Raw genomic sequence first — 13,945 nt, 5'->3', positions numbered from 1 at the left:
ATCAAGAATTATTCTATAATGAGCTCGTTCACAATACAGCAAAAGGGGTTGGAACTATTTTGATATGCTCCCCCTAAGTAGACACTTAAAAAGTAAATCTACTTTAGGGGGAGTTTTTTTGCGTTCAAATAGTAAACATACAGTATCTGAATTAGAATATTTTATTAAATTATATTTACAGGAAGGCGTAAGTATCAGTGAGTTGCAAGAAACCTATGGTTTAAAGCTTGTAGAAAGTAAATTTCGCCGCAAGATTCTACGATATAAAGAGCACGGCATTTCTGGTATTCAGTCAAGTAAAACCAACAATCATTATAGTCAAGAGTTTAAGCTAGCTATTGTTGAGGAGTATTTTACTTCTGATCAAACAATAGCTGGGATTGCACGTAAGTATAATATTCCTTCAGATGCAACTGTTGGAAATTGGATAATCAAGTATACTAAGGGTGAAGAAAACCGTAATTATTCTCCATTACCCGAGGTGTATAAAATGAAAAGCAGAAAAACGACCACAGAAGAAAAAATAATGATTGTCAAAGATTGCTTGGCCAATGAATTGTCTTATAAAGAAACAGCTCAGAAACATCAAGTATCCTACAACAATGTGTATTCGTGGGTTAAAAAGTATAAAGAATACGGTCCTGATGGACTTAGCGATAATCGTGGACGGCGGAAACCTGATAGTTTACAAACAAATGAAGAGAAGTTAAAGGCAGAAATTGCCGCACTGAAGGCTAAAAATGAGTACTTAGAAACAGAAAATGCAGCAATAAAAAAGTGGAGAGAAGTGGAAAGAGAGTTGATGTTACGCAAACAAGGTATGAAGTCGAATATCAAACCATTAAAAAATTACAACAAGAAGGATTCAAAATAGTGCATTTATGTAAAGCTTTAAAAGTCAGTAGAGCCGGTTACTATAAATGGTTGAATCGCAAACCATCCCCCAAAGGTCAGCGTTTAGAAAAGCTTATTGAAATGATTGTCCATACTTATAATAAATTTAATGGTATTTATGGTTATCGTCGGATAACCATTTATCTAAATCATTACTTAGGTGCTAAAGTAAACCATAAGTGTGTTCATCGATTAATGAAATTATTGAAATTAAAAGCTGTTATTCGTCAAAAAAGATATAATTACAAACCGCATACACCTAATCATGTGGCAGAAAACATCTTAAATAGAGCATTCCAAGAAGAATACAAGCCAATGGAAGTGCTACTTACAGATGTAACAGAATTACCTTACGGTAATAATTCAAAAGCATATCTAAGCGCTATTTTAGATTATGGTGTCCAAAAAATAATAGCATTCAAACTCTCACACCATAATAACAATGCCTTAGTTCGAGATACGTTTTCACAAATTGAAAATCAACTTATCCCGAATAAAACATTGATCCACAGTGATCGTGGATTTCAATATACTTCTCATTTTTTTAGAGAATATATTTCTAGAAACGATGTAATACATAGCATGTCCAGAGTGGGTAAATGTATAGATAACGGTCCGATGGAAAGCTTCTGGGGTATTCTGAAATCAGAAATGCCACAATTAGAAGCATACGATACGTTTGAAGAGTTAAATGATGCACTTCAATCTTATATTGAATTTTATAATATGGAGCGAGTTCCACTTAGCATGTGATTGCGTATTCCAGCATAAAAAACCATGCATATTAAAATTGATGCATGGCTTAAATATTTTATTTATTTACCTGTCTGCTTGACAGGGGGCAGTTCAAAAATTGGAAAACCCCTTATGAGGTATTTTTAATGAATCGTTGCACTTAATTAGACAATTGAAGATACAAAAAGAAAGGGTTGGAACCATTTGTCCCAACCCCTTCAATTTGAAATGGCTATATCGCATTATTCATGCGCTATGCTTATTCTTTGATTTTATTAAAATCGCTTCTCAATAAACGTGCGTTGATGGCACAGATTACAGTTGAGAATGACATGATAACAGCAGACAAGGCTGGGCCAAGAACAATACCGATACCAGCAAGAGCACCTGCGGCCAACGGAATAGCGATTACGTTATAACCAGCACCCCACATAAGGTTTTGGTTAATTTTACGTTTGGTTGCGCGAGATAGATTCAAGATATTCAATACATCATGGATATTTGAATCGACCAAAATGACATCCCCTGTTTCACGGGCAACATCTGTACCTGCACCAATAGCGATCCCTAAATCAGCTTGTGCCAAGCTGGTGCATCATTCACACCATCTCCGACCATGGCTACTTTTGCGCCATCTGCTTGCAATTCTTTAATTAAAGACGCTTTTTCTTCAGATAAGACTTCTGCATATATACCATCTAGCTTCAAGGCGTCACCAACTGTTTGCGCAACGTGTTTATTATCACCAGTGATCATGATAACTTTGATACCTTTAGCTTGTAATTTAGCTACGACATCCTTGGCTTCGTCGCGGACCATATCTGACACTGCAATCGACCCGATTAGTTGCTTGTCATAGATGACAAACACTACGGTTCTACCCTTAGCTGCACTTGTATCGTATGCTGCTTCATCAAAGGTATAACCAGCATCGCGTGTCGCTTGTGGACTTAAAATTTGAATATCCTTGCCGTCTACTTTCCCTTCAAGTCCTTTACCTGTCAAGTTGTGGTAATCCGCAACATCAAGGACAGGTAATTGGCGACTTTCCGCTTCTTTGACAATCCCTTGCGCAATAGGATGTTCCGATTGACGCTCGATTGCATAGGCAATTTGTAGCACTTGATCCTCAGTGAATTGATTATTGAAAATACTTACTTCATCAACACCGAAGGCGCCTTTTGTAAGGGTACCTGTCTTATCAAATACAATTTTATTAATTTTATATGCATCTTCAAAAGCGATACGGTTTTGGATGAATAATCCAGATTCAGCCGCTAATGAAGTTGATTCAGCGTTTACTAATGGTACCGCCAAACCAAGCGCATGCGGACAAGCGATAACGAAGGTTGCCACCATGAATTGCAAGCCGACAAGGTAACCATCAAGTGAGTTCCATATGAAGAAGGCGATTAAACCAACTGCCAAAGCGATGTAGAATAGGTATTTTGCCCAGACATCAGCGATAGATTGCGCTTTTGATTTTTGGGCTTGGGCATCAGAAACCAAACGAATGATTTGTGATAAGTATGTTTCAGAACCCGTCTTGCTAACCGTTGCTTTTAAGACACCATCACCATTGATTGAACCACCAACGATATTGTCACCGTCAGTCTTCACGATTGGAACAGATTCACCGGTTAACATCGATTCATTTACTTCAGAATAACCTTCATATACTACTGCATCGATAGGTACTTTATCACCGGGGCGGATTAAAATGTTATCCCCTTTGCTTAATTGGTCTACTTTAATGGTCATGGTTGAGCCATCAGCGTGAATCATTTCCGCATCAGAAGGCAATAATTTTGCTAAAGATTCTACTGCGTTCCCGGCAGACATTTCAGCCTTCATTTCAATGTAGTGTCCAGCCAACATAATCAAAATTAATGTGGCTAACTCGAAGTAGTAGTTCATCCCTTCAATAAAGAAAGTAGTTAGAATACTATAGCCATAAGATGCCACGATTGCTAAGGAAATTAACATCATCATACCCGGAACACCTGATTTTAGTTCATGCCATGCATGTTCCAAGAAAGGTTTACCACCGTAGAAGAAGACGATTGTACCAAGCACAAACTCAAGCATTTGAATACCTGGGAAGTCAATATGATAGCCAAATAAATGCATGATCATTGGCGAAATAATGGTTAATGGAATGGTGAGAACGAGTACCACCCAAAAACGTTTCTTAAAATCTTCCATCATATGAGCACCATGACCGCCATGGCCACCGTGGCCACCGTGACTGCTATGGTCATGATGATCGTGTGCTGAATGGTCATGTCCTTCATGATTCATTTCTTCATGCGCTGAATGATCGTGATGACTGTGGTCCATTTCCTCGTGATTCATATGTTCATGTGCTGAGTGATCGTGATGACTATGATCCATGCCGGCGTGGTTAGCATGGTCATGTGCGGTAGATTTCGTATCTTTTGTCATGATAATATCCTCCCCAGATAAATTTCCCTTTATAAAACGAATTTTGTTTACGTTTGTAAACTAATTACATGCTTAGTATACATTTCACTATGATGAAATGCAAGTATGATAGCCAATTTTCCTGAAAATAACAGCCGAATCTCCTTGCTAAGAATGAGGTCACGTGATACCATATATAGGCTAAGAAAAACCCAGAACACAATATATAGTGTTTCATATGAATATAATGACAAAAGGAGCTTTTAAACATGGTAATGCTAACTGTTGGTGGAATGATTGGATTAGGTAAAACCACCATTACCAATATCATTAGAGATGAACTGGGTTTCACCCCATTTTATGAATCAGTAGATGACAATATTATGTTGCCCTATTTTTATAAGGCAACGCCTGAAGAACAACAATTGAAACGTTATCCATTCTTAACACAATTAGATTTCTTAAATAGCCGTTTCAAAACAATCAAACAAGCATCACGTCAACCAATGACTGTTCTTGACCGTTCAATTTTTGAAGACTGGTATTTTGCCCGTGTTAACACTGATATCGGTCGCATTAGCGAAGAAGAATTTTCAATCTACGAAAACCTTTCAAAAAATATGATGGAAGAATTGGCTGAATTGCCAAGAAAACATCCTGACTTGATGATCTACTTACATGGTTCATTTGACACTGTAATGACACGTATTGAAAGTCGTGGCCGTGATTTTGAACAGGGTGATGAACTAACAGCTTACTACCACCGTCTTTGGGCTGGATATGACAACTGGGTGAAAAATCAATATACCCAATCAAATGTCTTATACATCGACATGGATAAATATGACTTAGTCAAATACCCTGAGCACAAAGCAGAAATCGTTACTTTATTAAGAGACTACCTAGTTACCAATGAAATCGTGGACGTTGACGCTTTAAAACAAACTGTTTAATACCCAATCATATGCCAACTTGCTAAGGAGACTTGCCTCATGGACCTAGAAACAAAACGACAACGTATACAAGAATTTGCAAAAGCACGTATGGATTTTGACCCGACAGGCCATGACTTTTGGCATGCAAATCGTGTCTCTCAATTAGCACAAAAACTCTATATTGCGGATTTCGGTAATGACAATGTAGACGCCCTAATGATAATCGAAGCTGCTGCTTATCTACATGACACAATCGACGATAAGTTGGTATCTGATATTATCTTTAGCCAAATGGAAGTAGAAAAATTACTAGAAGAGCTTGAATTTTCAACGGAAGCCCGTGAAAATATCATGTTTACCATCCAACACATGTCCTATTCTAAGAATTTGACCAACCAATATGACCTTTCAATTGAGGGACAATATGTCCAAGATGCAGATCGTATCGATGCACTTGGTGCTATCGGCATTGCTAGAACCTTTGCCTATGGTGGACATGCCAACAATGAAATCTACAATCCTAATATTCCTGTTATTGATTTAAAGAGTAAAGAAGATTACCGCAACCATCCAACAACCGCGATTAATCATTTTCACGAGAAATTATTAAAACTTGAATTGACCATGAATACCGAAGCTGGTACCAAGATTGCCCATGAACGTACTGAATTTATGCGTCAATTCTTAGCCGAATTTATGGCGGAATGGCAAGGCGAAATTTAGTCCCCAACCCAATCAAAAGTATAGTAGAATGTATTTAGATACATATTTTTGAATTTGAGAAAGAGGTTATATCATTGGATAAACGTAAAGATGCAGTTGCAAACACAAAATTATATTTAGCTACACCTTTCTTCAACCCTGACCAAAAACGACGTGTAGAAGAGGCTACAAAAGCCTTAAATAGCAACCCAACAGTTGGTGTTGTTCACTTCCCATTTGATTTCCAATATAAAGATGCTTCTTTTGAAAGCGATCCAAAAGGTGTCTTTGGCTCATTTGAATGGCAAATCGCAACTTACCAAAATGACCTATCAGCAATGAACACTGCTGATGCCGGTGTTTTCTTATACGACTTAGAAAACGTTGATGACGGTACTGCATTTGAAGTTGGTTTCATGCGTGCAATGCATAAACCTGCTATCGTTGTATTATTAAGTGAAAATGGCTTTGACGATGTTGAGTTAAACTTGATGATTGCACAAGGTGGTACATACTTTATGACAGACATCCAAGAATTAGCAACTTACGACTTCAACCATTTCCCAACAAATCCAGTGCCACCAATCAAAGTATTCTAATTCATGCTAAATAAACCAGGTTCACCCAGTAGTTGATGAGGTGCACCTGGTTTTTCTTTGATGAAGCATATGAAAAGGACAAGCTCGCTCAAATTCGCGTTGGCTTGTCCTTTTTGCTCATATCTTATTCGCCTAATCTTCTAGTTTAACGATCCAACCTTCTGGTGCCTCTACGTCACCATATTGGATACCCACTAATTCATCATATAAACGTTTGGTTACAGGACCAACCTCTGTTTCAGAGTAGAATACGTGTTTGTTACCGTTATGGGTAATTGAACCTACTGGAGAGATGACAGCTGCCGTACCACATGCCCCTGCTTCGCTGAAGCGGTCTAAATCGTCGATATATACGTCGCCCTCTTCTACTTCTAAACCTAAGCGGTGTTCTGCCAACCATAATAATGAATATTTTGTGATTGATGGCAGGATTGATGGTGATTTTGGTGTCACAAATTTATTGGTTTCTTTCTCGATACCAAAGAAGTTTGCTGCACCCACCTCTTCAATTTTTGTATGCGTTGCAGGGTCAAGATATACTACGTCTGAATATCCAGCTTCTTTAGCCTCTTCGCCTGGTTTCAATGAACCAGCATAGTTCCCACCAACTTTAGCGGCACCTGTACCTTGTGGCGCTGCTCGATCATATTTTGAAGTTGTGAAGGCTGTCGGTGCCATGCCACCTTTAAAGTAAGGGCCAACCGGCATTGCAAAAATCGTGAAGATATACTCAGATGCGGCATGTACACCAATATTATCACCCACACCGATTAAGGTTGGACGTAGGTATAAAGTTGCACCAGTGCCATATGGAGGTACATAGTCCGCATTGGCTTTGACAACTTCTTTCACTGCATGGATAAAGTCATCTACAGGAATTTCCGGCATCAATAAACGTTCCGCAGAAGCAATTAAACGTTTGGCATTTTGATCTGGACGGAAAATTTGAATTGTACCATCTTTTGCACGGTAGGCTTTCAAGCCTTCAAAAGCCCCTTGTCCGTAATGTAAAATAGGTGCACCTTCCGCAATTTGGATAGTATTTTCAGTTTCTAAGCCTTCTTTATACCATTCGCCATCTTTCCAATAAGCGCGCCAACGGTATGGTAAATTCATATAGCTGAAACCTAATTCTTCCCAATTGATATCTACTGCCATGTTAAAACTTCCTCTCTATAATAAATCAAATTTTATAATAAAAATGAAATCATTAACGGCTTAGGCCACATTTCGATCATTCAACAAAATTGCCGTTATGTAATTCATCGGTTTGACAATCATTTTACCACTCTTTATGAGAAATTTGCATCATTTTTCAAATAAAATGAGAATTATTCTAATTTTAATCAAAAATAACCGCATTGCCAACATAGACAAATACGGTTATGCAATCTATTCACATTTTTCTTATAGCCAATTCGCGATGATTGGCACGATGACGGCAACAATAATACCCGATATAACCATGGCAATACTTGATGCAGCACCTTGTAATTCATTTTTCTTCATCGATTCACCCGTACCCATAGCATGACTAGATGAACCTAGTCCTAATCCACGGGCAAAATAGGAATCAATCTTCAATAATTTGAATACCCATTCGTTGATGACAACACCAAAGATACCTGTTAATACAACAGAACCAACCATGATAGGCGTCAACCCACCAATAATTTCAGTTACGTCAATAGCGATGGCAGTGGTAACGGATTTCGCTAATACTGAGCGTAGCACGACTTCATCCATGTTAAAGATTTTAGCGATGAATATGATACTTGCAAGTCCAACAACCATTGCCACGACAACCGTAGTAAAAATGGTTGAAAAGTTTTCTTTCAAAATACGTCGTTGTTTATAAATTGGAATAGCCAGGGAAATTGTCGCTGGTGTTAGTAAATAGCCAATGAATTTCGCACTTTCTTGATAAGTAGGCACATCCGTTTTTGTGAACACTAATAGGGCAATCATTAGAATAACCGCAATCAATAAGGGGTTTGCAAGCGAAGAGTTCAACTTCTTATTTACCCATAATGCAACCATATACACCAATAAAGTGAGCACTAAACCAAATGAAGGATATAAAGCAAATAAACTAGTCATTGTCACGGCCTCCTTCTTTATTGCCATCTTTTCGATTTTGTAAGAATTGCGCAACCAAACCACCAACACCCATGACAAGAACAGTTGGTACAAGGATGATGACGATCCACGGAATTAAATTCGGTTGTAAGCTAGGCCATGATGTGATAAAACCAGCACTTGGCACAACGAACATCATTGGCATGATGATCATCAACCATTCACCTGCATCTTCAACGTCCTCTAATTGAATCACCCCAAATAACAAGCCGAAAAACAAGATGAGCATGCCGTAGATGGACGCTGGTAGTGATAAGGGTAGTACGTTTGCTAATATTTCAGCAATCAATGTAATGGTCAAAATGACAAACGCTTGTTTCAAATATTTCAAAATTCTCTCTCCATTCCCTATGACCGGGCTAATATTACAACATATTAGCCTTGCGATGATGCATCAATAAATTCGCATATTCATTCTTGATGGCTAGAAAATTATCTTCCAATACCCACTCGTACATTTTATTGCCGTACATCAATAATTGTTGTTCCGCAATTGCACGCCCGTCATGTTTGATTGTTAAATAATGGTGTACATAGGCTGTGGCCGTCTCCACATCAAGATTAAAGTAATCCACCATGGTGCGTGCGATATCTTGCACTTGGTTTTGGTTCAAATCGATATGAAATGCTTGATTGCGAGCACCAACAAATCCCAATAAAAGGCCCGCATTCATAAATATCTCTGTAGTAGATAACTGATCTGTGTCTTGCACATGCATTAAGTCCAATAGCTTTAACATGTCGACTTGCTCCGCACTCATTTGTAAAACTTCGTGCTCAAAACCTTTTGCCTCTTCTTGAGCGGCAAGGAGCTCAAAATGATTTTGAAAAGCCTTTGTTTCGAAGGGTAAATCCTTGGCGTTCACTGCAGGCAATACCCTTTCAAAAGTATCGTTGTAAACAAAATATTTGTTGCCATCTTTACTCGCTAGCTGAAAATCTGCGCCTTCAGGATACCAATAAATACTCGCAACAATTGGTTCTAATTCAGCAATTTTATTAATATCAACTAATAAAATGCTCTTCCCGTCCATAATCTCCGTTTGCGTGTCAGTCGCAGCAAAGAAACGCCAACCACTGTCACTTGGCATTAAACTTTTTTCTCGAAATGCCCACAACAAAGGTTGTTTACCTTCTAAAAGTGCCGCTGAAGCTAAACAATTACCGCCGTTTGAAATCAATTCCTTGGTCATATTTGTCCTCCGGTTGTTCATTTTCATCTAAAAATTATTAAATATATAATGTATATACTACTTTAGCATAATTTTAACGAAATAATGTTACAAATTGTTTTTTAAAATTGTACGAATTAACTGATTGAATTGCGTTGCTTGGTCGTCCATTGGCGTATGCCCAGCATCTGGTATTTCATAATAGGCTTTATCCGGTGCATCAATGTCTTCTATTAACTGACGCGCCTGGCTTGCTGGTACCTGGATATCGTTTGCCCCACTTATTAAATAGAATGGCATTTCAAAACTTGTACCTTCTGCATAGAAATCACTTTTTAAGAGTTGGCGGTACAAGCGTTGGTTCAATAACAAGCGGTCTAATGTGGCCTGATCAGACGCACTTAAATTAGTTGCCTGACCCGAAAACAGTAAGGGAAGGTATTGGACAAAATCAGCTGCATTATAGCCTAATTCAGTTTGCACACTGCGTAAGAGGGCTGCATCATAGGCAACCTCTATAAAATTCTCTTGATTAGGATAAGCCGCATCGATTTCACTCAATTGATCGACTAAATCGCTCCTACCTGCAGCTTCAGCGCGTGTTTTGGTTTCAGCAAGCGCCACTTGCTCATCTTCTGCTGATGTCACAACCTGACCCACACCTATATATACGGATACATCATCCGGATGCGTTCTAGCATAGGTAGCGCCCAGGGCAGAACCCCATGAGTGCCCGATGATGGCCACCTTATCTACGCCATAACGTGTCTTAGCGTAGGTCACCAAGTCTTCTAGAGAGGTAATGAGATTATCCATACTAGGCTCTAGTGTTGGATTTTCACTAAAGGTGTGTCCCGCCCCAATTTGATCCCAGAAGAGGATATTGGCATCTCCTACCAACCCCGCCATATTATCCGCCGAATTCGTATAAGAAAAACCTGGCCCGCCATGTAAAAAAATGGCCACTGGCAAATCTTCCCCCTGACCAACTTCATAAACATACTGCGCCACATCATTTAATCGTAATAAATGGCTTTCTTGAATGCCACTTGCACCCTTATCAATGGTTGTCACGCTAGGTAGGTCACTGGTTTTTGCTTGAAAAGTAGCTAAGGCAGGATCATCTGCCGCTAAAATTGTCTGTGTTTGCGATTGTAGTGTTGTTGTTGTCGAAGCTACTTGGGCAGTTGAACTCGCTGAACTAGTCGGTGAATTAACACTATTCGCCTGTTCTGTTTTCTGGTTAGCAGTGGTAGCTTGACCACACCCTGCCAGTAAAGCAAGGGCCGTTCCAAATAGATACATTCCTTGTTTTAGGCGCATTTCAATGTGGACCTCCTTCATTTCAGTTCGAAGTTTCGTTTATTTCTTAGGTTTTCGTTTATTCGTCGTTGGTAAGACGCGGTAATTTTTACGGACAAATTTAGGGAACTTTTGTCGGTTCCAAATATGAATGACCGTATCCGCTGTATATACAGCAAGGGCAATTGCTAAGGCCGTAAAAAGGGTTAGTCCTAGTTCATTCATCCCTTTCGCTGAATCACCTTGTATAAAGGCCAAAGCCGTTCGGTACATCCCACCTCCAGGAACAAATAAAAAGAATGCTGGAATAAAGAAGATGGTGACCGGTTCTTTAAAAATACGCGCGAAGATGTGCGACAAAATTGCAATAACTAATGAACCAAAATAAGTAGTTAACAGCATAGATAAACCTAAGAATTCCATGCCTAGCATATAGGCACCCCAACCTGCGATATTAATAATAGGGGTCCAATAAAGTACTTTTCGAGGTGCTTCTAACGTTAATGAGGCAAATACCCCCACCCAATATGCACCAAATAATTGTAAGATTATTTCCACTACATCAAACCTCCAATAATCACTAAACCAAGCGCTGCACCAATGGCTATCATCAAAGCATTCAGAAATGCTTCCACAGCACGAGAGGCCCCGGCTAAATAGTCCTCATGGAAAATGTCGCGTAAAGAATTGGTAATCGCCGTCCCAGGAACCATGGGCATCAAGGTCGATACAATAACAATATTCGTATCCACATCCCATTGTAGCCATTCTTTCATTAGATAGGCCGCAACAGTTACCACTAGCGCTTGCACGATATTGGAGAAACCTTCACTAATATAATACCGATCTACAACACGATACATTAAGGCCAAAATTAAACCATTTATCGTAGCAACGATGAATTCATCCGCACTACCACCAAATAAGAAGGAAAAGGCTGACGCTAAACCAACAATTCCTATCGATACCTGTAACTTGGAATACTGCGGTCCTTTTGAACGTACCTCTTGTAATCGTTCATAAGCTTGGTCGATACTGATTTTACCAGCTGTTAAATCGCGAGAAATATAGTTAACCAAGGTGATTTTGTTTAAGTTGTTTGAGCGACGGGTAATCCGTGTAATACCCGTAAATCCAGAACCTTCAAATGATGGGTCATCTAAGGTGATATAGAGTCCTGTTGATAGGGAAATTGCAACGGCATAGGCTGCATTTGATGTAGTTAAAATACGGTTCATTGTATCTTCCACACGATATGATTCAGCATTACTCTCCGTCATAATTTTGCCCGCTAACAAGGCCGTCTCCATAATTTTTTTATTTACATCTGCCATTAAACCCCATCCTTTCGCGTAATCACGGCTATTGTAACATATGCTCGCCCTCAATGAAGGTGCATCTTGTATAGAAATTGATTTTCTTTTTACATGGGCTTCTCATCCACCAAAGTAAAAATTTGTGCTATAATTGCACCCGACTACACAGACGAAGGAGCATCACCTCATGATAACAATGGCAGGAATGATTGGTGTCGGAAAAACCACCTACACCAACTATATGGCAGAAATGTTTAACGCAGAACCCCTATTCGAAGAAGTTTCAGAAAATCCAATTTTGGATGCTTACTATAGCGAACCAACAAAATATGCCTTCTCATTACAAATTTACTTTTTAAATCAACGTATCAAGAGTATCAAACGTGGTATGCGTCTAGATCGCGCTATCCTAGACCGCTCAATTTACGAAGATGCCCTATTTACGCAAGTGAATAACATGAACGGGAATATTTCAGATGTTGAATGGAACTTATACCAAGATTTATTGGCCAATATGATGGACGACATTCGCATCATCTCTGAAAATACCAACCAACAACCTGAATTATTAGTATACCTAACAGGGCCTTTTGACATGATTTTAGAAAAAATCAAACGCCGCGGTCGTTCATACGAGCAAGTAGACGGTCGACCAGATTTGTTAGCTTACTACCAACAACTATATACCTGTATGGTGAATGGTACGAAAGCTACGATAAGAGCGCAAAAATGTCGATTGATGTTAGTCAATACGACATCATCGATTCTGAAAGTGATCGCCAAATGGTTGCTAAATTAATTCAGGACACCTACGATCAATTACTGATTACTGCCCAAATTTAGGGGAACAGCCGTATAAAGAAAGCAGCATCCGGAAATAACCGATTCCTAGATGCTGCTTTTTTTGTATAATGTTCTTAAACATTGCATTATTAAACATGTGAAAAAATATCTATAAGCGGAACATCTATAAAAATTGCATTTTTAACATTTTCAATTTTATGTTTTTTGTAATAATTGTGATTTATTTATTAAATTCTTATTCTCCTTTTATCTGAATTTTGATATGATAAGCCTATATTCATGATGAACTGTGCCTAAACAAAGGAGACAATTATGACAATAGAAAAGAATGCAAAACCAAATATTATTGATAACGCTATCAATGGCTTGCGTGATATTTTTGTCCCTAATTTAATCGCCTTGATGGCTGCTGGTATCTTACAAGGTATTCTGATTATCTTACAAACAACAGGTATTGTGCCTGCCGATCAAGCAGAGGATTTCATTCTATCCAATATTTCTAATGCTATCTTCTACTTTTTGCCAGTATTACTTGCCTACTCATCAGCAGAAGTATTTAAAACGAATAAGGTATTAGCCGCTTCCGTTGCCCTTTTCCTATTGCATCCGGACGTCGTTGCTACAATGGGTAATCCTATACCTGGTGCCGATTTCTTTGGAATTCCCCTAGTAAATACAGGTACCTATAACAATAGTGTTATTCCGATAATTCTAATTATCTAGGCTCAAAGTTATATAGAAAAAGCCTGCAAAGAATTTATTCCCGAAATCGTGCGAGGTATTCTATTACCCGTCATTGTCTTAACTTTAACGGCCATTTTAGGCGTACTCATCATTGGTCCACTTGGCAATTTATTAGGGGATCTATTAGGTAGTACCATTGCCGCAATCAATAACTTTGCACGATCGTCAACCAATAATCA

Annotated in this window: 16 protein-coding genes; 7 read left to right on the top strand and 9 right to left on the bottom strand. The window is 38.8% G+C overall.

The window, feature by feature from the left end:
• Window positions 1–118: 118 nt before the first annotated feature.
• The gene (locus B9P78_RS06190) at window positions 119–874 is read left to right on the top strand and encodes a helix-turn-helix domain-containing protein (protein WP_158520582.1); all 756 of its coding nucleotides are present in this window, start codon (window positions 119–121) and stop codon (window positions 872–874) included.
• Window positions 778–1,647 (top strand): IS3 family transposase, encoded by an 870-nt coding sequence (locus B9P78_RS06185; RefSeq protein ID WP_148138585.1) that lies wholly within the window; start codon window positions 778–780, stop codon window positions 1,645–1,647. The genes B9P78_RS06190 and B9P78_RS06185 overlap by 97 nt, the downstream gene beginning before the upstream one ends.
• 241 nt (window positions 1,648–1,888) lie before the next feature.
• Here the strand turns inward: B9P78_RS06185 and B9P78_RS10250 are convergent, their stop codons facing one another.
• Together B9P78_RS10250 and B9P78_RS06180 are read right to left on the bottom strand one after the other, a co-directional pair.
• Window positions 1,889–2,215, bottom strand: a complete 327-nt coding sequence (locus B9P78_RS10250; RefSeq protein ID WP_233487762.1) for a hypothetical protein — start codon at window positions 2,213–2,215, stop codon at window positions 1,889–1,891.
• Window positions 2,197–4,074 carry a heavy metal translocating P-type ATPase gene (locus B9P78_RS06180; protein ID WP_233487761.1) on the bottom strand — a complete coding sequence of 626 codons (1,878 nt, stop codon included), beginning with the start codon at window positions 4,072–4,074 and terminating at the stop codon, window positions 2,197–2,199. The genes B9P78_RS10250 and B9P78_RS06180 overlap by 19 nt, the downstream gene beginning before the upstream one ends.
• A gap of 248 nt (window positions 4,075–4,322) precedes the next feature.
• Here B9P78_RS06180 and B9P78_RS06175 point away from each other — a divergent pair, with 248 nt between their 5' ends.
• From B9P78_RS06175 to B9P78_RS06165, 3 genes are all read left to right on the top strand, one after another.
• Window positions 4,323–5,006: a deoxynucleoside kinase gene (locus tag B9P78_RS06175; RefSeq protein ID WP_094518621.1), complete on the top strand. Its 684-nt coding sequence runs from the start codon at window positions 4,323–4,325 to the stop codon at window positions 5,004–5,006.
• A gap of 39 nt (window positions 5,007–5,045) precedes the next feature.
• Complete coding sequence (locus B9P78_RS06170) at window positions 5,046–5,711, top strand: HD domain-containing protein (protein ID WP_094518620.1); 666 nt, start codon at window positions 5,046–5,048, stop codon at window positions 5,709–5,711.
• Window positions 5,712–5,785: 74 nt separating this feature from the next.
• The gene (locus B9P78_RS06165; protein WP_094518619.1) at window positions 5,786–6,289 is read left to right on the top strand and encodes a nucleoside 2-deoxyribosyltransferase; all 504 of its coding nucleotides are present in this window, start codon (window positions 5,786–5,788) and stop codon (window positions 6,287–6,289) included.
• 132 nt (window positions 6,290–6,421) lie between these two features.
• On the opposite strand, the gene B9P78_RS06160 is transcribed toward B9P78_RS06165, so the two are convergent.
• The 7 genes from B9P78_RS06160 to B9P78_RS06130 form a co-directional block, all read right to left on the bottom strand.
• Entirely contained in the window at window positions 6,422–7,447 is a 1,026-nt protein-coding gene (locus B9P78_RS06160) for a branched-chain amino acid aminotransferase (protein ID WP_094518618.1), read from the bottom strand.
• A gap of 249 nt (window positions 7,448–7,696) precedes the next feature.
• Window positions 7,697–8,389, bottom strand: coding sequence for an LrgB family protein (locus B9P78_RS06155; RefSeq protein WP_094518617.1), 693 nt, complete (start codon window positions 8,387–8,389; stop codon window positions 7,697–7,699).
• The gene (locus B9P78_RS06150; RefSeq protein WP_094518616.1) at window positions 8,382–8,759 is read right to left on the bottom strand and encodes a CidA/LrgA family protein; all 378 of its coding nucleotides are present in this window, start codon (window positions 8,757–8,759) and stop codon (window positions 8,382–8,384) included. Before B9P78_RS06150 ends, B9P78_RS06155 begins: the two co-directional genes overlap by 8 nt.
• Before the next feature lie 34 nt (window positions 8,760–8,793).
• Complete coding sequence (locus B9P78_RS06145) at window positions 8,794–9,621, bottom strand: DUF2185 domain-containing protein (RefSeq protein WP_094518615.1); 828 nt, start codon at window positions 9,619–9,621, stop codon at window positions 8,794–8,796.
• An 87-nt stretch (window positions 9,622–9,708) separates the two neighbouring features.
• Complete coding sequence (locus tag B9P78_RS06140; protein ID WP_233487760.1) at window positions 9,709–10,923, bottom strand: alpha/beta fold hydrolase; 1,215 nt, start codon at window positions 10,921–10,923, stop codon at window positions 9,709–9,711.
• Window positions 10,924–10,962: 39 nt separating this feature from the next.
• On the bottom strand, window positions 10,963–11,460 hold the full coding sequence (locus B9P78_RS06135) for a threonine/serine exporter family protein (RefSeq protein ID WP_233487759.1): 498 nt from the start codon (window positions 11,458–11,460) through the stop codon (window positions 10,963–10,965).
• Window positions 11,460–12,236 carry a threonine/serine exporter ThrE family protein gene (locus tag B9P78_RS06130; RefSeq protein WP_094518613.1) on the bottom strand — a complete coding sequence of 259 codons (777 nt, stop codon included), beginning with the start codon at window positions 12,234–12,236 and terminating at the stop codon, window positions 11,460–11,462. The genes B9P78_RS06135 and B9P78_RS06130 overlap by 1 nt, the downstream gene beginning before the upstream one ends.
• Before the next feature lie 169 nt (window positions 12,237–12,405).
• Here B9P78_RS06130 and B9P78_RS06125 point away from each other — a divergent pair, with 169 nt between their 5' ends.
• Both B9P78_RS06125 and B9P78_RS06120 read left to right on the top strand, forming a co-directional pair.
• Window positions 12,406–13,017: a deoxynucleoside kinase gene (locus B9P78_RS06125; RefSeq protein WP_233487758.1), complete on the top strand. Its 612-nt coding sequence runs from the start codon at window positions 12,406–12,408 to the stop codon at window positions 13,015–13,017.
• 317 nt (window positions 13,018–13,334) lie between these two features.
• Window positions 13,335–13,745, top strand: coding sequence for a PTS transporter subunit EIIC (locus tag B9P78_RS06120; protein ID WP_094518612.1), 411 nt, complete (start codon window positions 13,335–13,337; stop codon window positions 13,743–13,745).
• Window positions 13,746–13,945 lie beyond the last annotated feature (200 nt).

Source organism: Aerococcus sp. 1KP-2016 (assembly GCF_002252085.1).
Classification (GTDB): Bacteria; Bacillota; Bacilli; order Lactobacillales; family Aerococcaceae; genus Aerococcus.
This window is presented reverse-complemented; position numbering and strand designations above follow the sequence as displayed.

Excerpts from the sequence above, each read along its gene's own strand:
- B9P78_RS06180 (WP_233487761.1), bottom strand. The coding sequence starts at position 4,074 with ATGACAAAAGATACGAAATCTACCGCACATGACCATGCTAACCACGCC.
- B9P78_RS06175 (WP_094518621.1), top strand. The coding sequence starts at position 4,323 with ATGGTAATGCTAACTGTTGGTGGAATGATTGGATTAGGTAAAACCACC.
- B9P78_RS06170 (WP_094518620.1), top strand. The coding sequence starts at position 5,046 with ATGGACCTAGAAACAAAACGACAACGTATACAAGAATTTGCAAAAGCA.
- B9P78_RS06160 (WP_094518618.1), bottom strand. The coding sequence starts at position 7,447 with ATGGCAGTAGATATCAATTGGGAAGAATTAGGTTTCAGCTATATGAAT.
- B9P78_RS06155 (WP_094518617.1), bottom strand. The coding sequence starts at position 8,389 with ATGACTAGTTTATTTGCTTTATATCCTTCATTTGGTTTAGTGCTCACT.
- B9P78_RS06145 (WP_094518615.1), bottom strand. The coding sequence starts at position 9,621 with ATGACCAAGGAATTGATTTCAAACGGCGGTAATTGTTTAGCTTCAGCG.
- B9P78_RS06140 (WP_233487760.1), bottom strand. The coding sequence starts at position 10,923 with ATGCGCCTAAAACAAGGAATGTATCTATTTGGAACGGCCCTTGCTTTA.
- B9P78_RS06130 (WP_094518613.1), bottom strand. The coding sequence starts at position 12,236 with ATGGCAGATGTAAATAAAAAAATTATGGAGACGGCCTTGTTAGCGGGC.
- B9P78_RS06125 (WP_233487758.1), top strand. The coding sequence starts at position 12,406 with ATGATAACAATGGCAGGAATGATTGGTGTCGGAAAAACCACCTACACC.
- B9P78_RS06120 (WP_094518612.1), top strand. The coding sequence starts at position 13,335 with ATGACAATAGAAAAGAATGCAAAACCAAATATTATTGATAACGCTATC.